Raw genomic sequence first — 22,074 nt, 5'->3', positions numbered from 1 at the left:
CTACCTGTCACCAGTTGTCAGCTATGCAATGGAGCGCCGGTTGCAATGTCAGATTTTCGAGAATTATGCTTTTTTTCAACGTGGTCGCGCAGGTCTTTTCGAAGTGCTTCACGCGCTTTCCCGATTAAGTTTTCAGCCTGTGAAAATAGATTATCTTCTGAATACTTCTCGATGTCACATATTAGCGTCGCGAAGCTCTTGTAACTCGTCATGGTTTGCATCCCCTTTAGACGTTATGGCGAATGAGCTATCGCCAACCATCACAACCTCAGGGAGATTGGTTAACAATATGTGAATATCCCTATTTCAGACGTATAGGTCCGAGTGCGTCAGTGACGTTGGAGCGTATCGGGTAGTGAGTTCACTCGTTTTTCGCCGATAGATAGTGTTTGCGAATTCATGAGCTGCAGCAGACTATCAACGATTCCATCAAAGGCCTCTGCTGTGTTTAAGAACCCGTGCTCTCTAGCCTCTTTCGAAGCATTCATGGTTCGGACCAGAATTTCCTCAGTATCCATAGTTTTCTCCAGGTGTTCGCGACAATTTGTTGATCAATGGAGGTATTTTCTTAACAATATCCTAATGATTTCTTAAGCTTGGAACACGGTTGGTAAAGTCGGCGTTATCCCGCCGGTATTATGTTTTTCGCTTATTTAGTCCACCTGCACCACAGCCATAGCCGCCCCGGTCAGATACTTTGAGAGAATGCGCTCCAGGTTTGGCGAGTTAAGGTTGCTTGGGAGTTCAGCTTGCAGGGTGGTGAACAATTAATTGGGCGAATGCGTGTGAATTCTTGTGCTCAATCGACGCGGTAATTGTTTTGAGGCAGGTTGCATAGAAACTTGGTTCGCTGACCGGGATTCAGTGTCCAACAATGCCAACAAGTGATTCACTATTTTGTCGAAAGAATTGGCTGTATTGTGGAGGCCCTCTTCACGCGCATGCCTTGCCGCATGAATAGACTTCATTAAGAGTTCAAATGTACGCATAGCTGCCCCCAGAAATGCTCTAATTGAAAGACTTGATGGTAGGAGCTTATTAACCGAATCCTAATGATTTCTTAAGCTCGGCAAGCATCGTCGTATTCACCCCAACCACTCCCCCGGGACCACCGCTTCCGGCTCAATCCCACCGTTGCCATCCGGCTTTGGTATGACACGCACGGGTAATCCCAAGCTTTCCTCGTATTCCATCAGAATGCTGTAGACCGCCATTTCCAGTGCAAATCGGGCCGGGTTGAACTCGATGCTGCTCGCCTATTCATCTGGCAACGATGCCCCCACCGTCCCTGTCAGATACCGCGACATAATCCGCTCCACCCGTGGCGAGTTGAGGTTGGACGGCCTGCCCAAAAGAACCTTCATCAGTTCCGGGTCTTCCACGGCATCCACGAGGATTTGCCGCGCCCTGTCATTGGTCAGGCTTTGCAGGAACTGCTTCGCCCGACCCGAGGCCATGTTGGCAATCTGAAGGCTTTCACCCGCACCACCGGAATGCATGTTGCCAGCGGCTTTGACAGCGGCAATGCGGGCGAAATCTTCTACAGCTTACGGGAGGCACAAATCCTGATCGAACAATGGAGGAAATACTACAACACTAAACGACCCCACAGTGCTCTGGGCTACCGCCCACCGGCTCCAGAATCCATCGTACCGATGGAACCCAGGCCAATCATGCACTAACATTCAAACTGGACCACTCAGGTGAGGCTGATCATTGTTTCGATGGATCCAAAGAAGGCCCGAGAAAGAACAAGCACGATGAAAATCTTCGCATTCCTTATTTTTGTTTTGCACGCATCGCCAACGTCAGCAGCATTGGTCTGTAGTTTTGTAAGTCAAGATGAGTATCTTGATGGCGGGAAGGTCACTTTTTTTGACGAATTTGCAATACTCGAAAGTGCCTCAAAAAGAGAGTTTGTTTACAGATGCAACAAAGGTTCTTGCATCAATGAAGAGTGGGTTTCGGACAGATCGGTACAGTTACATTTGATCCGACTTCTATCGGATGAGAATTCATTGGTGATGGTTACCGTTCCTACCAGTCCATACCTAGATCCCAGCATCTCAGAACGCCAGGTTAACTGTTTAGGTTAAGTATTTTTTCCGTCGATAGGCCTCCCAACGCTTTCTCTGGGCCTCTGCAATCCTGGCCTTGCCCTCTGCAGTTTTCGGGCCTGTGGACTTTCCACCGTGATACTTGCAGCGCCGCTTGCCGGGTTCTGATTTCATGCGACACGGATGACCCTTGCGGGTTTTCGCACCGCATGGCTGACGGCGACGGTCCATTTGCGCTTGTAGCTTTGCACGCCGTCTTTCCATCTCTCGATCCAGCATGGCCTGCGCTGCGTCATATAGCGGTAAAACCCCATACCCGCGCGCGCGCGTTGACCTCAGATAAATCGGCAAAATCTCGATACCCAGGACCTTGAACATCATTGCCGGAACGCCAAAGCGATATTGCTTTGAGGTGAGTGGGTGTTGCTTGGTCTCCCAATAACTGACGCCACTACGCGATGCGCCTATCAGTTTGCCCATTTCAGTTTGATTGATACCGGCCTTTCGGCGTATCGCCTTTAGCTCTGGTCCGGTGATGGATTCAAGTTTCATGACCTTCACCCGTGTTGATTACATCGCCGCCACGGGTGACAAGCGATACCTCAATGTCGATCCGTGCAGGATTGACGAATGGTCTGATTGCAGCGGAGTGGTCTTGTGCTGCCAACAGGCGCATAACGGGCGTCAGGGGCGCTATGGCACGGTTCAGGCGAGTTTGAGCGTCTGAGGTGCTGTCAGCCCCCGAAACGGCCTGAGCGGCTATATCGCGAACTTGGTCTGCTTGGGTCATGTCTGCCCCTCCCATTGCTGAGATTGCCCGCCCCAATGCTTGCCGCCAGGTCCGTGCTTTTCCCGATCAGACAGGCTGCGCCACGCATCGAGTGAAACGACCTTGCCTGTGTAGGTGACGGGGCGACCGCCGGGGGAAGTGCCAAAGGGGTAGTCAGACCCTTCCGCGCTTGCGGAAATCTTAGGGTCAAACTCGGGGTCGGGCGTTTTGGGTTTTTCGGAATGGAGGGTCCGGTTCCCTGCTAAACTTGCTAATCTCGCTAAACTTTGCCCGCCTTGATGAGATCGTTTAGCAGAATTAGCGGAATTAGCAGTATCGCTACCCCGGGTATTCTGATTTTCAGCCTCCAGCGCACGCGCCAGGGCGGCCTTTACATCAAACCCCATTTTAGCCCCCTTTCTGCACGCTATAAGCTTCACGGCGGGATTTGCCCCGCACCACCGTCCCGGCATTCAACGGCACCAGCCAGCCAGCTTGAACCAAGGTTGAAATGGCTTGGCCTGCGGCTTTGCGGTTGCGCAGACTGTTCGGTCCAAATTGCAGTATGTCCCCCGGCAACACTGCGGGTTCATGCCAGCTATCCACCAACCAGCGGCGCAGTTTCTCGGCCTGTGCAATGTCCGGCGGTATGATCGCACCATCCACCAGACGCGCCGCTTCGCTCAGGTAAAATTCGGCAAGAGTGATTGCATTAGCCATCGTATCTGGCTGTACCTCTGGCGCATCCAGATCAGCCCATAGCGTCAGCACACCGGCAATGCGTGCGGCTTGTTCCTGAGCTTTAGAAGCGTAGCCTGTGATGCTGTGGAATTCTCCACCATGTGCCTGCTCCCGCTCAACATGGTCTGAGAACTCAATAAGCATGTTGCGGGCGGCAGAAGACAGGTGTAGGTCGCGCGGTTCCAACTCGCGGGTGTCAGGATCGCGCATGGGCATGGTGCGCGTCAGGATTGCCGAAAGCCGGGCAGCAAAGGCGTCTATCGGAGCCGTGTCGAAACGCAGCACGGATGACAGCCGCGTGCCGATTGTGCTGGTCGGTTCGCAGATCAGGCAACGCGGCAGAAATCCGATACCACCCGCCAAAGCGTCAGACATGACGCCTTGCGCCACCTCTGGCTGAACCATCAGATGCAGGGCCAGCCGCTTGCCGTAGAGCGTCGTTGCACCATCCCCGGCGCGCGTACGCCGAATGGGGGAGCCATCCCACAGGCTGTTCAACCCGGCTAAGGTCTTTTGCTTGTTGTCGGAGTTCATACCGTGGCCACCGAGGAACTGCCCGCCCTCGTCAGAGAAGAGGCCTTGAGAAGGCTGCCCCTCAATAAAGAGCTTGGTCAGCCCCTCGAAGGTCGGCTCGGTGGCGGTGCGGGATTGAGACGGCGGTGCAGGCGGTTCACCACCCAGATCAGCCAGATCAACTCTGGCTGCGTTCCGGTCGCTCCCTTTCTTTTTCATGCCGCCGGTTATCGCATCACGGGATTGCCGCCACAGAGCAACGTCATTCTGCCACGTGGTCATGGCCTCGCGGCGGTCGGCCTCGCGTTCACGCTCATGCTCACGAAGGGCCAGCATAAACTGACGGTCGCAGCTCGACTTACGTTCACCGCTTCTGGCGATGGTCAGGGCATAGAGTGACGTGGGCGAAAAACCTGCCAACGTCTCCACATTGGCAAATCCCTGCACCGCCAGTGAGGCTACCGACAACGCGCTTTGGGCCGGGATTGCCAAGGGTGCGCCGGTGCTGGCATGCACGGCTTTGACAGCGCCCTTGAGTGGCCCCAGTGCATCAGAGGGATAAGGCTGCCCCGGTGGTGTTTCGCGAATGAGCGGCTGTGGCCCTTCGGGTTGAGCGCCATGCCCATTCAGACCAATGGTCATTCCATTCTCCCGGAAAGCCGCATCAACTTGAGCATAAACAGTCATTACGCAGCCCTCCGTTCAACGTGATCCAGGAAGGCAGTTTGGTCCTGCGCGGTCAGTCGGTTGAACCCGGCCAGGGTGCAGGCTTTGATGTCGTCATAGCCTGCCCAGGAGGCCCAGTGCACGGCCTCGTCCGCAGAAGACAGCAAGGGTGGCAATGGCGTATCACCCCCGGCGAACACCGTCTCAACAACCATGGCGGCCTGATCTGGTTCGAGGGATTTCAGGGCAGCGAAACTCAACGCGGCCCCTTCCTTGTCTGTCAGACGCGCTGCCCAGACGGCAGACGTTGCCTGCCACGCGTCAAACCCTCCAAGGGTTAGGGCATAGATCAGGGAGCGGGCTGCGCGTTTGTGCGGGTCAGCGAATTTTGTGTATTTGGTACCCATTACACGCGCTCCCCGAATGCAAGGAGCGCGATGTTGCGGGCAGTCGCTGCCGATACACCCGTGGTCCGGCGAATGCGGCGAGATTGCAGGTCTATCGCTGGGATAACGTTTTTTACCCGCGTCGTGCGGGCTGTGTTGGTAAGTGAGTTGGTATTGATGTCAATCATATCGACGTCCTTTGTTGTAAGGACAGCCAAACCGCGCTATATTCGAAGGTGCTGGGTAACAAATAGAGCCTCAGTCCGATCTGTCGGGCTGGGGCTTTTTCGTTAGGCGGCTTCGCGTTGAGCTTTGACGGCTTCTATTGCTGCTGCAATCTCCGACATCGACCATCGGGTCATGCCGCCAATCTTGATGGGTTTCGGAATGGTTCCGTCAGCGACACGACGCCATACAGTCGACGGGCTGCATTGGCAGACATCTGCGACTTCCTTAACATCGCCGAGCTGGTCGGGGCTTCCTGGGGTCATATTCAACACCTCGCGGTTAGTTGCGTTGTGTTGAAGCTTTTAGGCGCAGGAAAAACTTAAGTCGTATACAGCAAACTAGATAATCTCGCTTTACTGTTCACCCATGAGCGCTAATCTCTCGATCGAGACTCTTTAATGAATTCAAAGCTGATGCCGCTGAAACGTGTGAAATGCCATCAACGGAATAAATTCCAAGCGCGTTCATTACATCTTCTAAAAATTTACCAAATACCGCTGGGGCATCCGCCTTCTGAGACTTGGGGGCAAAACTCAATTTAAATTCTATTATTAGCGTTTCGGCATCCGCCACTTGTTTCTGTCGAGTCTGGGTGAATTTCTTCCATTGGTCACCACTTTTAGCAATTTCCTCTTCTGCCCAAATTTGCCTGCAGATCCTCGCCGCGCCGCAAGCTTTCCAGTTCCTATTTCGACTTGCACAGGGCAAATCATGATGCTTCTTCATTTTTTCCGCCCCTAACAAAAATTTCTCAACGTTACGTTGAAAATCATCCAATGCTGTGAAATTCTCGACTTGATTAACGAAACTCATCGCGAGCAAACTCCGTCGGTCAGAAATAGATAGACCTTTTGTCAACGAATGAAGTTTACGAAGCGTCAAAATCAAATCGTGAAGCGTTGTAGTGCTCCCTGAGAACCCGCTGTTAGTCTCAAAATTTTCAACCATGAAATAGGTTGGCATTGCGTATTCTTGCGCTCGATTTTCAAAAGTGGAAGGGTATGAGGAAGCGGCAATCGATGACGGCATGTGTCTTAGAATCACACTAGTGAGGCCGCCCAAATCGCTCAGAAGACCTTTTAAATCACTCACCGCACCATCCTAGCAAATTCGCCGGATTTGCCAGTGACATGATCCGCCCAACGTTCCATCAACACCCGGCGCTGCTCCAGAAAATCAGTCCTGCGATAGGCACGTTCAACTTTGCTGCCTGTCACATGTGCCATCGCGGCTTCGGCAACCTGGTCGGTTACGTCAGTTGCTTCGGCACACCACGTTCTGAAACTGGATCTGAAACCGTGGGGTCGAAACTCCAATTCTCGGCGCTTCATCATACGGCTCATCGTGGCATCTGAAATCACGCCACGGCGCTGGCTGGGGAACAGGTAGTCATCACGGGCCAAAGGCTTGGCCCGTTCAATCACTGACAGCGCTTCGTTTGACAACGGTACTCTAAAATCCGTTTCGTGTCCCTTTAACGCTTTCATGTTATCCGCAGGTACGGTCCAAACATCGCCTTCGATTTCATCGAGACGGCAAAAGCGAATGGGCTTTGATCTGAGGCTGGTCAGTATTAGCAGCCTCAGTGCGAGATGGGTGATCGTTCCCTTATCCAGGCTATCATAGAAGGTTGGCACTTCCTGCCACGGCATAGAGGGAATGTTCTGGATCACATGCCGGGTTTTCCCAAGCAGTGCCTTCGCCTTTTCCGTGGCCTGAATATCTACGTCCAGACCCATCGCGGCAGCGTAACGCAACGTGATCCGCAGGCGATTGAGTGCCTTCTGCGCTGTGTCGGCCTTTTCATGCCAAATGGGTGCTAGTGTATTTCGAATGTCTCGTTGGTCGATATCCTCAACGGGCACCTGGCCAAGCTTTGGCAGCACATAAAGCTTCAGAGGCGTAAACCACCGTCCCGCCTTGCCGTCGTCCCGCAGCTCTGCCTTGCGTGCTTCAAAAGCTTCTTCCGCGACTGTTTCCAATGTGTAGTCCGCTTTGGCAGCTTCTCGCTGCTGGCGTTCTCGTTCCTTAATCGGGTCTTTACCCTGCCTGACGATTGAGCGCCACTTTTCTGCGTACTCTCGCGCTTCCTTTAATGAAGCACCGAACTCACCCTTACTGTCATAACGACCAAGGCCCATTTCCCTGCGTCGCCCGTGGATCGAAACACGAAGAAACCATTGACCACCACCGTCAGGACGCTTGTGAAGCCACAAGCCACCCCCATCCGAATACTTGCCAGTGGCAAAGTTCTTTATCTGGATGTTCGTCAGTTTGTTCAAAGCTCTCAAATTTCTTACCCACCCTTCTATCCACCCTCTACATATAGCATAGGGTGAAACAGAATGAAACGGATTGAGACAGTAATTCTTGCTAGAAAGTTGAATTCACTGAATTTGTGATACAGCATGACACCACATGATATAGTGTTTCAATGCTCCCCAGCAGCACCAGCCTTCACCGCAAATGCAAATCTGTCCACGATCCCGGGTCTGACCTTGCCGACACAGCCGGAAGTTCAGGGGGCTTAATGCGGGCTTTGACGTGAAAGTCATACATCACAGACAGACCTAAAGGAATGCACGTGCCTGCATCCTGGTCGGCATGGTGGCGACAATTTTCGGAAATTGATAACATCACTCCCGAACGGAACCCGAAACATGCCACCTTTGCACCACAGTTCGAGGCGCAAGTAAGCCTCGTAAAATAGCGCAGATGCGCGAGGCAAGAACAGGTACTTTCGGATTGTGACGTCAAATGGCTGAATTGCAGACAACATTTGAAGATGGCGATGAGCCGGTATGTAACGAGGCTCTGCCTGCGGGGACCGTTCTTCTGAACGGGCAATACACGATCGAACGTTACCTCAGCAGTGGCGGCTTCGGCATCACCTATTTTGCCCGCGACAGCCTGGATCGCCGTGTTGTTATCAAGGAATGTTATCCCGAGGCTTTTTGCAGTCGCGAGAACAAGACGGTGCTGGCCCGCTCGCGCGGCCATATGCAGGAATTCCGGTCATTTGTGGAAATGTTCGTACGCGAGGCGCATAGCATCGCAAAGCTGAACCACCCGAATATCGTCGGCGTGCATCAGGTCTTCGAGGATAACCAGACCGCCTATATGGCGCTTGATCTGATCGACGGCAAAGACCTGCTTGAAACGATAGAGCTTAGTGACAACCACCTGGCGCCCGATGAGATAAAAGGCCTTCTGCTCAAGGTGCTTGACGCAATTTCGACTGTGCATGAACAGGACATGCTGCACCGCGACATTTCACCCGACAATATCCTGATCGACGCCTGGGATAATCCGGTCCTGATCGACTTTGGCGCTGCGCGCGAAGAAGCCAGCAAAAAAAGCCGCGCGCTCTCGGCTGTACTGGTGGTCAAGGATGGCTACTCACCGCAGGAATTTTACATCGCGGGCAGCAAACAGACGCCCTGCAGTGATTTATACGCGCTGGCGGCGACCTTTTATCATCTGATTTCAGGCAACGCGCCGCCCAACAGCCAGGCCCGTCTGGCCGCGATCGCGGGTAACAAACCTGATCCATACCAGCCACTTGCGGGACGCATTGACGGCTACGAGTTGGAATTCCTTGAGACGATAGACGTCGCGATGAGTGTCTTTCCGCAGGATCGTATCCAATCGGCCCGCGAGTGGATGCTGAAAATCGATGACAGGAAGCGCCGCGAGGCCGCGTTGGAAAAAGCGCAGAGCAACCAGGATATTGAAAACACCGTGGTACAGCTCATCCTTCAGGCCCGGCAAGAGGCGGCACAAGCACCGGAAGCGGTTGCGCCCGAAATCGACGAGGAGCCCGAGGTTGAAGTGAAGCCCCGGGAACCAGAGATCCTGCTGCCGGAAGAGCCGCTAACAACAAAGCTGGTTCATGAAGAAATCGACGCGGCGCCACCGCCCTCGCCTCCTCCGGCGCGCGACTATGTGCGTGACATGGCGGTTGGCACTGTAGTGCCAAAAAGGCTGAAAAGCTCCGCGCCACGGCGGCGCATCAAGCGCAAAGCCGCACGCCTGGTACTTGCCGCGGCACTGATCTTTTGCGTGCTCGACGGGCAGGTCACCCGAATGACCGAAGTCTTTGCGCCCTTGGTCGAACAGGTGATGCGTCTTCAGGGCGGCGGCGACGGATATTTTGGGTAACGCATTGAACGTCCCTTAAGGAAATGCGGCAAAGATGAGTAAGTTAGAGGTAGCGAGATGACGTTGTTCAAAAAAGTATTCAGAAGTCATGCGGCAGTCGAGGCCGATGACCCCACCCTGCCCGAGCTGCAGGAAGATGCCGGGATGACCGAAACGCCCGACGAAGAGTTCATGACAGACCTGTCGTCAATCTCTGGCGTTGATACCTTTGAATTGCCCGAGACTGACGAAAGCACGGATCAAGCCTTTGACGCAGACACCCCCGCCGAGCATGAAGCGCCGGTTGAAAGCCGGATGCAAACATCTCAGCCGATCGCGCCCGCAGAGGAGTCAACGCCAGAGCCGACCATGGCCGAACGCGCCGCCGCGGCCCAGCGCCAGATCGAACTGTCGCAGCAGCGTTTTGCGGCGGAACAGGGCTCTTCCCAGACCGCGCCATCTCCAGCCGAACGCAAGGTTGAAGACGTACCTGCACCGGTCGCGGCAACGCCCGACAAGATGCCTCCGGCCCCGGTCGAACAAGGTACTGCTGCGCCTGCCGCACCACAGCGTCCGGGCCGATCGGCAAAGCGGGCCCGAACCCGCCTTCTGGGCTTCAATCAGAACGCCGATGCAGCCCCTGATCCCTTTGCTAATTCCGCGAAAGAAAAACGCCAGCCATCACGGACTTTTCCAGTCGGTTGGCTGGTCGTGGTTAAAGGCCCCGGCAGAGGTCATTCCCTAACCCTTTACGACGGCGTGTCGACCATCGGACGCGGCGAAGATCAGGCGATTAAACTGGATTTCGGCGATACCAGCATTTCGCGGCAGCACCACGCCGCCGTCGCCTATGATGATGAACAGAAAAAATTCTTTCTGGGGCATGGCGGCAAATCCAATATCATTCGGCTGAATGACAAGCCGGTTCTCAGCACCGAGGAATTGTCGCACGCAGATATGGTCCGGATCGGAGAAACGACGCTTCGGTTCGTGGCACTGTGCGACGATGACTTCAACTGGGGAGCGGGCGACCATGACGGTGAATGATGCCCCGCGTTTCAGCTTTGACACAGCCTCGGCGATCAATCAGGGCGCGCGCGACTATCAGGAAGACGCGATCATCTTTGATTTCTCTAGTGGCGCGGATCTGAATTTCGTCGTGCTTGCCGATGGTATGGGTGGGCACGCGGCAGGCGACGTCGCCAGCAAGATTGTCGTGACCGAAATGTTCAGCAAACTGACGTTCCGATGCGGCGATACGGCAAAGTTCAAATCCGACATCCCGAACGCTCTGCAAGATGCGGCGATGTGTGCAAATGACAGGCTGAAAGAACACGTGGCCGGACATCCGGACACGCAGGGCATGGGCGCGACCCTTGTGTCGGCGGTTTTTATAGATGGCCTGCTCTATTGGATCTCTGTCGGGGATTCGCCCATGTACCTGTTTCGCGATGGTGCCCTGACCCAACTGAACGAAGATCATTCCATGGCCAAGACGATCGACATGATGGTGCAGTCTGGCACGCTAAGCGAAGAAGAAGGCAGCAACCATCCGGACCGGAATGTACTGACGTCGGTCCTTTTTGGTGAACCGATCCCTCATGTCGACTGCCCGGCCGAACCAATGCAGTTGCAGGCGGGCGATACGCTCATCGTCGCAAGCGATGGGCTGCAATTTCTCGAGCATAGGTACATTGAACAGGTATTGCGCGAGCGTCCTTTCAGCAGCAGTAGCCAGATCGCCGATGTGCTGGTCAGTTCTCTGAAGAAACTCAACGACCCGGATCTCGACAACATATCTCTATCAGTCACTCAGGTCAGCAACGCTCGTCAGGACGATTTTGGACTGCATCAGGAATGTGCTGTCGAAGAGGCGTATGTAGAAAAACAATCTCTGTTTCAGAGCATGATCAAAAGCCGCAGGCTACGTGCCCTGAGACGCGAAAGCGGCCCAACCTCTGGTACGCCGTGTGAGTGAAAAAATGAAAGCAACCGCATCACTGACAACCCTGCAGGATATTCTGGCCAGCGGTATGCTTACGGAGCATATCCAGAAGATTGGCGAGGCGCTGCTTCACCGGCTGTCATCACCCGTTCGGCTTGTCCTGATGGGACCGGATAGCGACAACAAACAGCGCGTGCACGAGATGCTTACCGCCCACGCCATCCCCGAGACGATCATCAGCGAGTTGGCACTGGGTAGCCAGGTAGATTTCGGACAGGCGGATATCTGTCTCTGGTGCACGTCCGAGTTCGGCAGCACCGAATACCAGGTATGGCAGGACGCGCCGGACCTGCTGAAAGATCACAGTTTTCTCGTGCTCCTGGCGACGCCCGAGACGGCGGCCAGTGTGTTTTCCGAAGATCAGCTCGACGCCCTCGGAGATATCGCTGCCGAGGAGTTCCACAGCCTCTTCCCAATCACGCTTGAGCCTCAACCCACGTACCCGTCCGCTGCGCTGGACGCTCTGGTTGTAGAAATAGCGAAACTGGTAAAATCGGGACGCGTGGCCGATCACGATAGTGCCGAGTTTTTTGTTCGTACCCACAGGGGAGTGCTTGCGGGATCATCCACCGCTGGCAACCACGCGCCGGATACAGGCCCGCAGCCGAGTCCACCGACCGCTGAGGTGCTTCCCGAGGCGGTCGAACCGACTTGTGATGAGGCGCCTGTCGAACTCTATCGAAAAGCGTTCGATCATATCTGCAAATGCGCCTCTCAGCTCAGCTCACCCGCATGTACCGATGCCAGCGACGACTTCAGTGACATATTGTCTATCTGCCATCAGACATGTGAGACGGTGGCGGACATGTTGTCGGAAAGCGCCTCGGATGCACCGGATTTTCTCCTGTTGAAAGAGGACGTTCTTCGCTCGGCAGACAAGCTGTTGCTGATGTCACTCGAAAGTGGCGTGGCTCCGGCTATTTCCGCTGTAACGACGCTGCTGCAGACACGGCGAGAGATGGCAACGCGCATGGCCCTTTAGCTACTGGCTGTCGGCCTGAAAACACGGCTGGAGCTAGGTCGCGAGAGCGCCAGGTAAAAACCGAAAAGCTGATTCTATGGCTTTTTACCTGATTTCAACCAATCTGAGACGATACTGCACTCGCGGGGTTGCGGCTGATCGTAATCCTTTCATGTGTCCGGGAGATCGAGTTTGCGCGATATAAAAAGGAGATTGGGCCTGAGTTTCAGTACCTCCGGGACCATCTCTTGCGATGTGAAAATCCTATGAATGTGGAAACCAGCATAACCGGTGCTGCGGTTGCCGATTCCGGCCTGCCTCAGCAGCTGTTGCAAGCATCGCTTGGCAAGCTTGATGCCTTCTGCGACAGCCTTCGGCCGCTCGACAAGGCCTTGCGCATCGCCGCGAAACTGGGCGATGAAGATACTCAAAAAATAGCCAACCGCCTGATTGCGCAGCTTGACAAGCTGGAACCCAGCGTGACGATGATCGGGCAGATCAAATCCGGCAAGACCTCGCTGGTCAATTGCATGATCGGCTGGCCCGACCTGCTGCCGGCAGATGTAAATCCCTGGACATCCGTTGTAACCTCCCTGCACCTCAGTCCGGTCGAATTGACGCCGCCAACCAGCGCAAAGTTTAACTTTTTCGAGCAAGATGAGTGGGATCGACTGGTCGGCGGTGGGGGCCGCATAGGCGAGCTTGCAGATCGCGCTGGCGCGGATGACGAACTGGAAAAGATCAAAGCCCAGGTCGAGCAGATGCGCGAAAAATCCCGGGCCCGTCTGGGCCGGAAATTCGAGATGCTTTTGGGGCAGGAGCATGACTATGGATATTTTGATCAGGATTTGATCGAACGCTACGTCTGCCTTGGTGACGATTTCGAAGACACCGAACCTGATGCCACATCTGCCACTCAGGGCCGCTTTGCCGACATCACCAGATCAGCTGATCTGTTTTTTCACCAGCCCGCCATACCGATGCGGCTATGTATCCGCGACACTCCCGGCGTCAATGACACCTTCATGATGCGCGAACAGATTACCATCCGGTCGATCCGGGACAGCAGGATCTGTGTTGTTGTCTTGTCGGCGCATCAGGCACTTTCTTCCACGGACCTTGCACTTATTAGGTTGATTTCAAACGTGAAATCTCGTGATGTGACGATTTTTGTCAATCGTATCGACGAGCTGTCGGACCCCGCCAAACAGGTCCCTCAGATCAGGGCCAGCATCGTGGAGACACTCGCGAAACATGACGGGCCGGCGGATGCGCGCATCATTTTCGGCAGCGCGCTCTGGGCTCAGAACGCGGCCAGCGGGCAGCTGTCCTCCTTACCCGAAGCCAGCCAGGAGGCACTGTTCAACTGGGCGGAGGTTGCCGAAAACCTGGTCGCGGACGAAGAAAACCCCAGCACGATCCTGTGGCACCTCTCGGGCGTGCCCGCGCTCTATGAAACGTTGGCGGAAAGGATCACCCAAGGCGTGGGCGCGGAGGTAACGTCGCAGATCGTTGCCAGCACCCGAAACCTGATAAATGGCATGCAATTGTCCGACAATCTATCGGCAAAAGCAGAGGTCGGGGAAACCACGATTCACCTGGGAACCGAGGAGATCGCAACCCGTCTGGGCGCGCTCCAAAACCAGACTGTCGAGGGGCTTCGACAGGAGTTGATCAGTGTTCAGGCCGCCTTTGACGCGCGCATCGACCGTGCCCACGAAAGTTTTTTGGAACGGGCGACCGAAGCTCTGATTTCACATCTTGAGAAATACGGAGAGCAAAGCATCTGGGAATACAGCCCGTCTGGCCTTAGAATGCTGTTGAGCTCGTCTTACAAGCTTTTCGGAAAGAAATGCCAATCAGCGTTTTCCGCGCAGGTTGGCGCGGCGATTACCGAGCTTACAGAGCTCTATCACCAATCGCTTCAGCTACCGCGCGATCTGTTTGACATCAAGGCGCCGCCCGCGCCCAGGGTGCCTCCTCCGGTATCTCTGGGTCAAACGATCGCGCTCGACCTGAAGGGAGGTTGGTGGAAAAGCTGGTGGTTCAGACGCCGTGGCTTTCAGGCCTTCGCGACGAATTTTAACGAACTCATCAAGGCCGAAACCGAGAGTATTGTCGCCGATCTGAAGCAGGATCAGGCCCAGGCCATGCGCGAGGCCACGCTAAGCTGCTTTCAATCTTTTCTGTCAGAGCAATGCGCGATCCTGCAAAGCGCCACGGAATCCGCCTCGGCGAGCCCCGAAAAAATTGACGGGATATTCGGAAGAAGCTCTTTGGTAGAGCGTGAAAAAGAGCTGAGAGAAGCTCATAAGCAACTGGATACGTACAATAAATGAGAGAGCCCAGTAACAAAAACAGCAAACCGTGTATCGCGCTGATGGGCGAATTCAGCGCCGGTAAAAGCACGTTGGCGAACCTGCTGATCGGGTCAGACCCCCTGCCGGTACAGGTAATCGCCACGCAGCTACCCCCAGTCTGGATTTCATATGGCGATGAGGCTCCGTATAGATCGGACCTTGAGGGCAATCAATATCCGGTGGACGTTGATAATCTTGCCGAGGCGCCGCTGGAAGACACGGCCTATATCAGGATCTTCTGCAACGAGGATATCCTGATGCAATGCGACCTGCTTGACATGCCCGGTATCTCCGACCCGAACATGTCATCCGAAGTCTGGCAGCGCATGATCTCAAAAGCGAACGGTGTGTTGTGGTGCAGCCACGCCACACAAGCCTGGCGCCAGAGCGAGGCAGCGGTTTGGGCCGATCTGCCGGATGAGCTCTATGACCGGAGCTTGCTGCTGCTGACCCGCATCGACAAGATAACCTCCGATCGGGACCGGCAAAAGATAGTCAAGCGGGTGCGAAAAGAAACGCAGGGCCAATTTCTGGACTGCCTGCCAATCTCTTTGTTGCAGGCAACCGGTGAACAGGACGATTATGAAACCTGGGCCAAAAGCGGTGCTGAGGAATTTGCCAAAAAGCTTGCTGAACTCCTTCAAAAGCTTTCATCGGATCTTGCGACGCACCCGCAAGAAACCAGTGAACGCGACGGAACCCGCCCGTTGAAACTCCCTGCCTTCGAGGGGCCGGACAAGCCTGCCGAGGCGGCCGAGGTCATTGATGACGCTCCATCGCGGATCATGCCACGGCGGGTGATCGCAACGTCGTCAGAACAGCGCCTGCGAAACGAATCGTGACCGCTAACCTTCTCTGGTGAACCCCGCCAGGCAAAGCCATTAACCTGTTTCCAACTTTCAAAGAGTATGCTCCGACTGCTCGCGCCAATCTCTGCGCGATGTCTTGTTATGTTGGGTGAACAGCATGAAGCTGGCAGAAAAGCTGGATCAGTTGCGGCAGAAGTTCCCGGAATGCCAGACCCTGGCGTTTGCCGATATATCCACGGGAATGGTTTTATGTTCAAGCGCCGACAAAAATTCGCGGCAGGAGTATCTGGATTCATTATGTGACGTCGCGGTCGATATGCTCAACGGGGATAGCGCAAAACGTGTCAACGACGCGTTCGCTCGCGAAGATGACGCTGGCATATATCAGGCGATCATTATTGAGACCGCGGAAATTGGTGTTTTCCTGAAATCCACGAACAACCCATCCGAAGCATTATGCTGTGTGTGCACTCCAGGAATTGAATTGGAGGCGTTAATTCAGGGCGCCCGCGAAAATCTTGATGAGTTTGGGGGCGACCCATGAACCATTCCCAAAGCATCTTTTCTAATGACTGAGCTGACCACGCTACAGAGCCGAATCGCAAGCCTGACGCAGTGCTCGGATTCCGTATCAGGCCGATACCGGGACCTCATGCTGCCGGGAATGACTGATGGACTTTCGGCCATGCGGCTGGAAATCGAAGAAACACAGTTGCTCAGGCGGCTTGTGTTTCAAAATGACACGGGCAACACCATCGGGATTGAGGTCGCATCGGGCCGAGTGCTCAGGGTGGCAGAACCCATTACGCATCAATTGCCGGCGGAATGCGCCGACCTGATTGGCCAAGATCTGCTTGAGGATCACCATGACCAGATCTCGGCCGTAGTAGATATATTCCGTAACTTCTGCGCGGGAACTGAAACGCTTCGTGTAGAGAGCCATATCCTCGCAGAAAAGAAGGAAACTTCCAGCGTCGGCATTCCGGGCTCGAAGCTCTGTGAGCCCTTTCTGGATCTCGCGAAAACGCCCGAAATACTTTCAGGCCAGAATGACCTCAGTGTTTTCGCGGAACGATGCGCACCTTCAGCGACAGCTATTTTGGGCCTTGAAGGAGACGTGATTTCATTTGAACTGGGACCCGATGAATTTCTTAAACCACTCCGAGATGTCGCAGATGCAGAACAGGCCAAAGCTTCTGAAAAGCCTGGTACAGAACGAAGCGAGGAGAGTGAACCAAACTGCATCATTCTGAGTGAGCATCCGGCTAATGGTCGTTCTCTTTTGCGTGCCACCGCATCAGGAAGTCAGGTTTTTGTCCTGTTTGACACTACGGCGCTGACAAAATTCCTGACTTTCTGGACAGAAAGCCGCGTCTGAGTCGACCAGATCGCTTTAAACACCCCTACCGGCATGCAGGCGCATAATCCAAGCCGAAAAAGCCGAAACCCTGCCTCTGTATAGCTTCCGCAAATAATTTGATCAAATTATATTGGCATACCACAGGAAATCCGATAATCTGCCGGGAACTCAGACACAGGTGTCCCGATGGACCTCAGCAAATTCCAGACTTTCCGGGTTGCCGCCTGCGACCTAAATGGCCGTATGCGCGGTAAACGTGTGCCCGGCGACTATGCTGCAAAGCTCGACCGAGGCACTATTCGGATGCCGCTTTCGGTGCTCAATGTCGATATCTTCGGCGCTGATATCGAAAACAGCCCGCTGGTGTTCGAGACAGGTGATGCCGATGGCATCCTTTTACCTTCGGGCCGCGGTCCGATGCCGGTACCCTGGCTGGCGGTGGATCAGCCGCTGGTGCCGATGGTGATGCACCACGATGACGGCGCCCCGTTCGAGGGCGATCCGCGCCATGCGCTGGTCTCGGTGCTGGATCGTTTCGCCGCACGCGGCTGGCAGGTGATGGCCGCGACAGAGCTGGAATTCACCCTGGTCGATGACAGCGAAGATACGCTCAAGACGGTTCGCGACCCGCGCAACGGACGTCGTCTGACATCTCCGGGCATTCTGTCTTTGTCCCAGATGGATGCGTTCGATCCGTTCCTCAGCGCGCTTTATCAGGGCTGTCAGGACATGGGTATTCCGGCCCAGACCGCAACCACCGAAGCTGGCATCGGCCAGTTCGAGATCACGCTCAACCATCAGGATGCTCTGCGCGCAGCGGATGACACTTGGGCCTTCAAGACCTTGATAAAGGGGCTTGCAAGGCAACATGGCTTTGCTGCCAGCTTCATGGCCAAGCCGTTTGAGGACGACGCGGGCAATGGCATGCACCTACATTTTTCAGTGCTCGATTCTGATGGCAAAAACATCTTCGATGATGGCGGCGAGGCCGGGACCGACCTGATGCGCACCGCCGTGGCCGGCTGCGTGGCCGCCATGCCTGGCTCGACCCTGATCTTCGCGCCCCATGCCAACAGCTACACCAGACTTGTGCCGGGGGCGCACGCCCCCACCGGCGCCGGCTGGGCCTATGAGAACCGCACCGTCGCAATCCGCATTCCCGGCGGCCCACCCGCCGCACGCCGGATCGAACACCGCGTGGCCGGTGGTGATATCAATCCCTACCTGACATTTACCGCCATTCTGGGCGCAGCAATCACCGGCATCGACGATGACATGGCCCCGCCCGCGCCCCTTACCGGCAACGCCTACGAGCAGGAGTTGCCGCAACTGGCGGCGGATTGGCAGACGGCCATCGACCGGTTTGAAACCGATCCGCTGATCACCCGGTTCTTCAGCCCGATGATGATCCGCAACCTTGTCATGACCAAACGACAGGAACTCCGCCTGATGTCCGCGATCCCCCAGACCGAGCACTGGAAAACCTATCTGGAAACGGTTTAACTTCGGCACATGCTCAAACACACCCCTGAACATTTGATCAAATCACGAGACCAAGAGATGAAAATCGGCATCCTCATCACCGGCCACGCCATCCCCGAATTCGAACAGGATTTCGGCGGCGATTATGACGCGGTCTTCGCGCATATGCTGCGCGATCAGGGGTTTGATTTTCAGGGTTTCAACGTCGTTGATGGTGAATTTCCAGATGGGCCTGACGCCGCTGATGGCTGGTTGATCACCGGGTCGAAACATGGCGCGTATGAGGATCACGACTGGATCCCGCCGCTGGAACAGCTCATCCGTGAGATTTATGCCGAAGGGCGCCCGCTCGTCGGGGTCTGCTTCGGTCATCAGGTCATCGCCCAAGCGCTGGGTGGCAAGGTCGAGAAATTCAGCGGTGGCTGGTCGGTTGGCCACACCACCTATGACATCGAGGGCGAGCAGATGGCGATCAACGCCTGGCACCAGGATCAGGTCACCGAGTTGCCCCCCGGCGCGCAGGTCATCGGCTCCTCGGATTTCTGCGCCAATGCCGCGCTGGTATACGACGACCGCATCTACACCATCCAGCCCCACCCCGAATTCACCTCGCACATGATCGGGCAACTGCTCGATACGCGCGCAAAGGATGTGGTGCCAGAACCGATTATCAACGATGCCAAAACGAAACTCGATGCGCCAATTGACAGCGACAAGATCGCCTCTCGCATCGTCGAGTTCTTCAAACAAGGAGCCTGAGACATGGCCGACTGGAAAGACAATCTACCGGACGCCGCCAAGGCCTATCTGGAGGGCCGCCGCCTGGATGAGGTCGAATGCATCGTCTCGGACCTGCCCGGCATTGCCCGCGGCAAAGCGGTTCCGGCTTCGAAATTCGCCAAGCAGGACTATTTCCACCTGCCGGATTCGATTTTCTATCAGACCATTACCGGCGACTGGGGCGAGGCGGCTGACGAAGAGGAAGGCTTTATCGAAAAGGACATGATCCTGCGGCCCGATTTCTCCACCGCCACCGCCGCCCCCTGGACCGGCGACTGGACCCTGCAGGTGATCCACGATGCCGAGGACCGCGATGGCAAACCGATCGGCTGCAGCCCGCGCAACGTGCTGAAACGGGTTGTGGATCTCTATGCCCAGCGTGGTCTCAGGGCTGTGGTTGCCCCCGAGATGGAGTTTTTCATCGTCGCGCCCAATATCGACCCGGCCAAGGAAATCGAGCCGATGATCGGCCGCTCGGGCCGCCCTGCCGCCGCGCGTCAGGCCTATTCGATGACGGCCGTGGACGAGTTCGGACCTGTCATCGACGACATCTATGATTTCGCCGAGGCGCAGGGGTTTGAAATTGACGGCATCACTCAGGAAGGTGGCGCCGGACAGCTTGAGATCAACCTATTGCATGGCGATCCGGTCAAGCTGGCCGACGAGGTGTTCTACTTCAAGCGCCTCATCCGCGAGGCCGCGCTGCGTCACAACGCCTTTGCCACTTTCATGGCCAAACCGATTGCGGAAGAACCCGGCTCGGCCATGCATATCCACCACTCGATCCTTGATATCGAAACCGGCGAAAACATCTTTTCCGGTCCACAAGGCGGTGAAACGGACGCGTTTTATCATTTCATCGGCGGGTTGCAGAAACACATGCCTGCGGCCATCGCCGTGCAGGCACCTTACGTGAATTCCTACCGCCGCTACGTCAAGGATAACGCCGCCCCTATCAATCTGGCCTGGGCGCGCGACAACCGCACCACCGGCATCCGCGTGCCACTGTCCGGCCCCAAGGCGCGCCGCGTCGAAAACCGTCTGGCGGGGATGGATTGCAACCCCTATCTGGCCATCGCGGCCAGCCTTGCCTGTGGCCTTCTTGGCATGATGAACGAAACTCGCCCGGACAAGCAATTTAAAGGCGATGCCTATGCGGGTGAATCCGAAATCCCGCAGGTCCTGGGCGATGCACTGGACCTCTTTGACGCGGCGACCGATCTGCACGAAATCCTGGGGCCTGAATTTGCCCGTGTCTACTCGATCGTGAAACGCGCCGAATATGATGAGTTCCTGCAAGTCATCAGCCCATGGGAGCGCGAACATCTGCTGGTGAATGTCTGACCCGCACCGTTGGAATTTGATTTTTTCTCGAAAGATGAAGCCCTTGAACCTGCTTTATGCCAATGACCGTCCAGGCACCTATCCCGATAGCTGGTACGCCGCAACCGCGACGCCGCTCGAGCCGTTCGAGCGCCTCAAGGGTCAGACGCGGGCAGATATCTGCGTGATCGGTGCAGGCTATACGGGGTTGTCGGCGGCGCTACATCTGGCCGAGGCCGGACGCGACGTGGTGCTTGTGGATGCGCATCGCGTAGGCTTTGGCGCCTCGGGGCGTAATGGCGGGCAGCTGGGCAGCGGTCAGCGGATGGACCAGCACGGATTGGAAAAACTGGTTGGTCAGGATGATGCACTCAAGCTTTGGGAACTGGCTGAAGAGGCCAAAGACCTGGTCAGGTCACTGGTCGCCAGACACAAGATCGATTGCCACCTGAAGCCCGGCATTGCCCATGCCTGTTTTTCGACCCGTGAAGTGGCCGAAGAGCATGATTATGCCGAGCATCTGCAGAAGCGCTATGGCTATGACCAGATCGAAGCACTGGATCACGACGGGTTACAGTCCATCTGCCCCTCGCCCGCCTATGTGGGCGGCACGCTCGATATGGGGGCGGGCCATCTGCACCCGCTGGCTTATGCTTTGGGTCTGGCTCGTGCCGCCGCGGCGGCCGGTGTCCGCATCCACGAGAACACCGAGGTGCATGACATCAAAACTGGTGGCAAGGCTGTGGTGCGCACGACGCATGGCCAGGTCGAGGCCGATCATGTGATCCTCGCGTGCAACGGCTATCTGGGCGGGCTTGATCGCAAGGTGGCGGCACGGGTGATGCCGATCAACAATTTCATCGCAGCCACAGAACCGCTGGGCGATGACGCAACAAAGGTGCTGGCGCGCGATGTGGCCGTGGCCGACACCAAATTCGTCATCAACTATTTCCGCCTCAGCCATGACAAGCGGCTGCTCTTTGGAGGAGGTGAGAGTTATGGCTACAAGTTCCCCTCGGATATCGCCGCCACGGTGCGCAAACCGATGAGCCAGATTTTCCCGCATCTGAAGGACGTCAAAATCGATTACACTTGGGGTGGGACGCTGGGCATCACCATGAAGCGTATGCCATACCTCGCGCGGCTGGCACCGAACATCCTGACCGCATCGGGCTATTCCGGTCACGGTGTCGGCACCGCAACTCATTCCGGCTGGTTGATGGCGCAGGCGATCATCGGGCAATCCAATTCGACCGGGTTCGACACGCTGGCGCGGATTCCCACACCGTCATTTCCCGGCGGAACCATGATGCGCTCACCTCTGCTGGTGCTGGCGATGACCTGGTATGCGATGCGTGACCGCCTCGGATTCTGAGCGCCGCAACCTGCACGCAATCCAGGTACGTTCCGTACGAGCCGCTGATAAATTACCTCAAGCACAAGATCGGCACGATCGCGCCTTTTCTCGGACTTCCCAGTAGTTTTTTCTTTCCG

The 22,074-nt window shown here is 55.7% G+C and carries 23 protein-coding genes and 1 pseudogene; 13 read left to right on the top strand and 11 right to left on the bottom strand.

Features of this window, described 5'->3' with window-relative positions; all coding sequences use genetic code 11:
- Positions 1-17: 17 nt before the first annotated feature.
- The 3 genes from LC334_RS17960 to LC334_RS17950 all read right to left on the bottom strand — a co-directional run bounded on the left by LC334_RS17960 (position 18) and on the right by LC334_RS17950 (position 1,499).
- The gene (locus tag LC334_RS17960) at positions 18-212 is read right to left on the bottom strand and encodes a hypothetical protein (protein WP_139836470.1); all 195 of its coding nucleotides are present in this window, start codon (positions 210-212) and stop codon (positions 18-20) included.
- A gap of 117 nt (positions 213-329) precedes the next feature.
- Positions 330-518 carry a hypothetical protein gene (locus tag LC334_RS17955; RefSeq protein ID WP_085801666.1) on the bottom strand — a complete coding sequence of 63 codons (189 nt, stop codon included), beginning with the start codon at positions 516-518 and terminating at the stop codon, positions 330-332.
- Positions 519-1,256: 738 nt separating this feature from the next.
- Entirely contained in the window at positions 1,257-1,499 is a 243-nt protein-coding gene (locus LC334_RS17950) for a hypothetical protein (protein ID WP_085801667.1), read from the bottom strand.
- A 30-nt stretch (positions 1,500-1,529) separates the two neighbouring features.
- Between LC334_RS17950 and LC334_RS17945 the strand changes: the two are divergent.
- Positions 1,530-1,682 (top strand): annotated as a pseudogene (locus tag LC334_RS17945) (integrase core domain-containing protein); the annotation flags it as partial.
- Between the two features lie 405 nt (positions 1,683-2,087).
- Here LC334_RS17945 and LC334_RS17940 read toward each other — a convergent pair.
- The 8 genes from LC334_RS17940 to LC334_RS17905 all read right to left on the bottom strand — a co-directional run bounded on the left by LC334_RS17940 (position 2,088) and on the right by LC334_RS17905 (position 7,651).
- Entirely contained in the window at positions 2,088-2,609 is a 522-nt protein-coding gene (locus tag LC334_RS17940; protein ID WP_085801668.1) for an HGGxSTG domain-containing protein, read from the bottom strand.
- Positions 2,599-2,847 (bottom strand): hypothetical protein, encoded by a 249-nt coding sequence (locus LC334_RS17935; protein ID WP_139836471.1) that lies wholly within the window; start codon positions 2,845-2,847, stop codon positions 2,599-2,601. The genes LC334_RS17940 and LC334_RS17935 overlap by 11 nt, the downstream gene beginning before the upstream one ends.
- A complete protein-coding gene (locus LC334_RS17930) occupies positions 2,844-3,233 on the bottom strand; it encodes a hypothetical protein (RefSeq protein ID WP_139836472.1) in 390 nt (129 codons plus the stop codon). The genes LC334_RS17935 and LC334_RS17930 overlap by 4 nt, the downstream gene beginning before the upstream one ends.
- A 1-nt stretch (position 3,234) precedes the next feature.
- The gene (locus LC334_RS17925; RefSeq protein WP_176237736.1) at positions 3,235-4,722 is read right to left on the bottom strand and encodes a YfjI family protein; all 1,488 of its coding nucleotides are present in this window, start codon (positions 4,720-4,722) and stop codon (positions 3,235-3,237) included.
- A 44-nt stretch (positions 4,723-4,766) separates the two neighbouring features.
- Positions 4,767-5,153, bottom strand: coding sequence for a hypothetical protein (locus LC334_RS17920; protein ID WP_085801671.1), 387 nt, complete (start codon positions 5,151-5,153; stop codon positions 4,767-4,769).
- 269 nt (positions 5,154-5,422) lie between these two features.
- Positions 5,423-5,623 (bottom strand): helix-turn-helix transcriptional regulator, encoded by a 201-nt coding sequence (locus LC334_RS17915; protein WP_085801672.1) that lies wholly within the window; start codon positions 5,621-5,623, stop codon positions 5,423-5,425.
- A gap of 97 nt (positions 5,624-5,720) precedes the next feature.
- The gene (locus LC334_RS17910) at positions 5,721-6,452 is read right to left on the bottom strand and encodes a hypothetical protein (RefSeq protein WP_139836473.1); all 732 of its coding nucleotides are present in this window, start codon (positions 6,450-6,452) and stop codon (positions 5,721-5,723) included.
- Complete coding sequence (locus LC334_RS17905; protein WP_085801674.1) at positions 6,449-7,651, bottom strand: tyrosine-type recombinase/integrase; 1,203 nt, start codon at positions 7,649-7,651, stop codon at positions 6,449-6,451. The genes LC334_RS17910 and LC334_RS17905 overlap by 4 nt, the downstream gene beginning before the upstream one ends.
- A 475-nt stretch (positions 7,652-8,126) precedes the next feature.
- Between LC334_RS17905 and LC334_RS17900 the strand changes: the two genes are divergently transcribed.
- The 12 genes from LC334_RS17900 to LC334_RS17845 all read left to right on the top strand — a co-directional run bounded on the left by LC334_RS17900 (position 8,127) and on the right by LC334_RS17845 (position 21,955).
- The gene (locus tag LC334_RS17900; protein ID WP_223413053.1) at positions 8,127-9,521 is read left to right on the top strand and encodes a serine/threonine protein kinase; all 1,395 of its coding nucleotides are present in this window, start codon (positions 8,127-8,129) and stop codon (positions 9,519-9,521) included.
- A 57-nt stretch (positions 9,522-9,578) separates the two neighbouring features.
- A complete protein-coding gene (locus tag LC334_RS17895) occupies positions 9,579-10,547 on the top strand; it encodes an FHA domain-containing protein (RefSeq protein WP_223413052.1) in 969 nt (322 codons plus the stop codon).
- On the top strand, positions 10,534-11,478 hold the full coding sequence (locus LC334_RS17890) for a PP2C family protein-serine/threonine phosphatase (protein WP_176237737.1): 945 nt from the start codon (positions 10,534-10,536) through the stop codon (positions 11,476-11,478). Before LC334_RS17895 ends, LC334_RS17890 begins: the two co-directional genes overlap by 14 nt.
- A gap of 4 nt (positions 11,479-11,482) precedes the next feature.
- Positions 11,483-12,487 carry a hypothetical protein gene (locus LC334_RS17885; RefSeq protein WP_139836475.1) on the top strand — a complete coding sequence of 335 codons (1,005 nt, stop codon included), beginning with the start codon at positions 11,483-11,485 and terminating at the stop codon, positions 12,485-12,487.
- A 245-nt stretch (positions 12,488-12,732) separates the two neighbouring features.
- A complete protein-coding gene (locus LC334_RS17880) occupies positions 12,733-14,805 on the top strand; it encodes a dynamin family protein (protein WP_085801678.1) in 2,073 nt (690 codons plus the stop codon).
- A 41-nt stretch (positions 14,806-14,846) separates the two neighbouring features.
- Complete coding sequence (locus tag LC334_RS17875; RefSeq protein ID WP_263286554.1) at positions 14,847-15,668, top strand: dynamin family protein; 822 nt, start codon at positions 14,847-14,849, stop codon at positions 15,666-15,668.
- Between the two features lie 124 nt (positions 15,669-15,792).
- Entirely contained in the window at positions 15,793-16,179 is a 387-nt protein-coding gene (locus tag LC334_RS17870; RefSeq protein WP_085801680.1) for a hypothetical protein, read from the top strand.
- A 24-nt stretch (positions 16,180-16,203) separates the two neighbouring features.
- Positions 16,204-17,013 carry a hypothetical protein gene (locus tag LC334_RS17865; RefSeq protein ID WP_139836476.1) on the top strand — a complete coding sequence of 270 codons (810 nt, stop codon included), beginning with the start codon at positions 16,204-16,206 and terminating at the stop codon, positions 17,011-17,013.
- 168 nt (positions 17,014-17,181) lie between these two features.
- A complete protein-coding gene (locus LC334_RS17860) occupies positions 17,182-18,498 on the top strand; it encodes a glutamine synthetase family protein (RefSeq protein ID WP_085801682.1) in 1,317 nt (438 codons plus the stop codon).
- A 57-nt stretch (positions 18,499-18,555) separates the two neighbouring features.
- Positions 18,556-19,236, top strand: a complete 681-nt coding sequence (locus LC334_RS17855; protein WP_085801727.1) for a type 1 glutamine amidotransferase — start codon at positions 18,556-18,558, stop codon at positions 19,234-19,236.
- A 3-nt stretch (positions 19,237-19,239) separates the two neighbouring features.
- The gene (locus LC334_RS17850) at positions 19,240-20,601 is read left to right on the top strand and encodes a glutamine synthetase family protein (RefSeq protein WP_085801683.1); all 1,362 of its coding nucleotides are present in this window, start codon (positions 19,240-19,242) and stop codon (positions 20,599-20,601) included.
- A gap of 34 nt (positions 20,602-20,635) precedes the next feature.
- A complete protein-coding gene (locus LC334_RS17845; protein WP_176237738.1) occupies positions 20,636-21,955 on the top strand; it encodes an NAD(P)/FAD-dependent oxidoreductase in 1,320 nt (439 codons plus the stop codon).
- Positions 21,956-22,074: the final 119 nt, after the last annotated feature.

It is taken from the genome of Roseovarius aestuarii (assembly GCF_019966515.1).
GTDB lineage: Bacteria > Pseudomonadota > Alphaproteobacteria > Rhodobacterales > Rhodobacteraceae > Roseovarius > Roseovarius aestuarii.
This window is presented reverse-complemented; position numbering and strand designations above follow the sequence as displayed.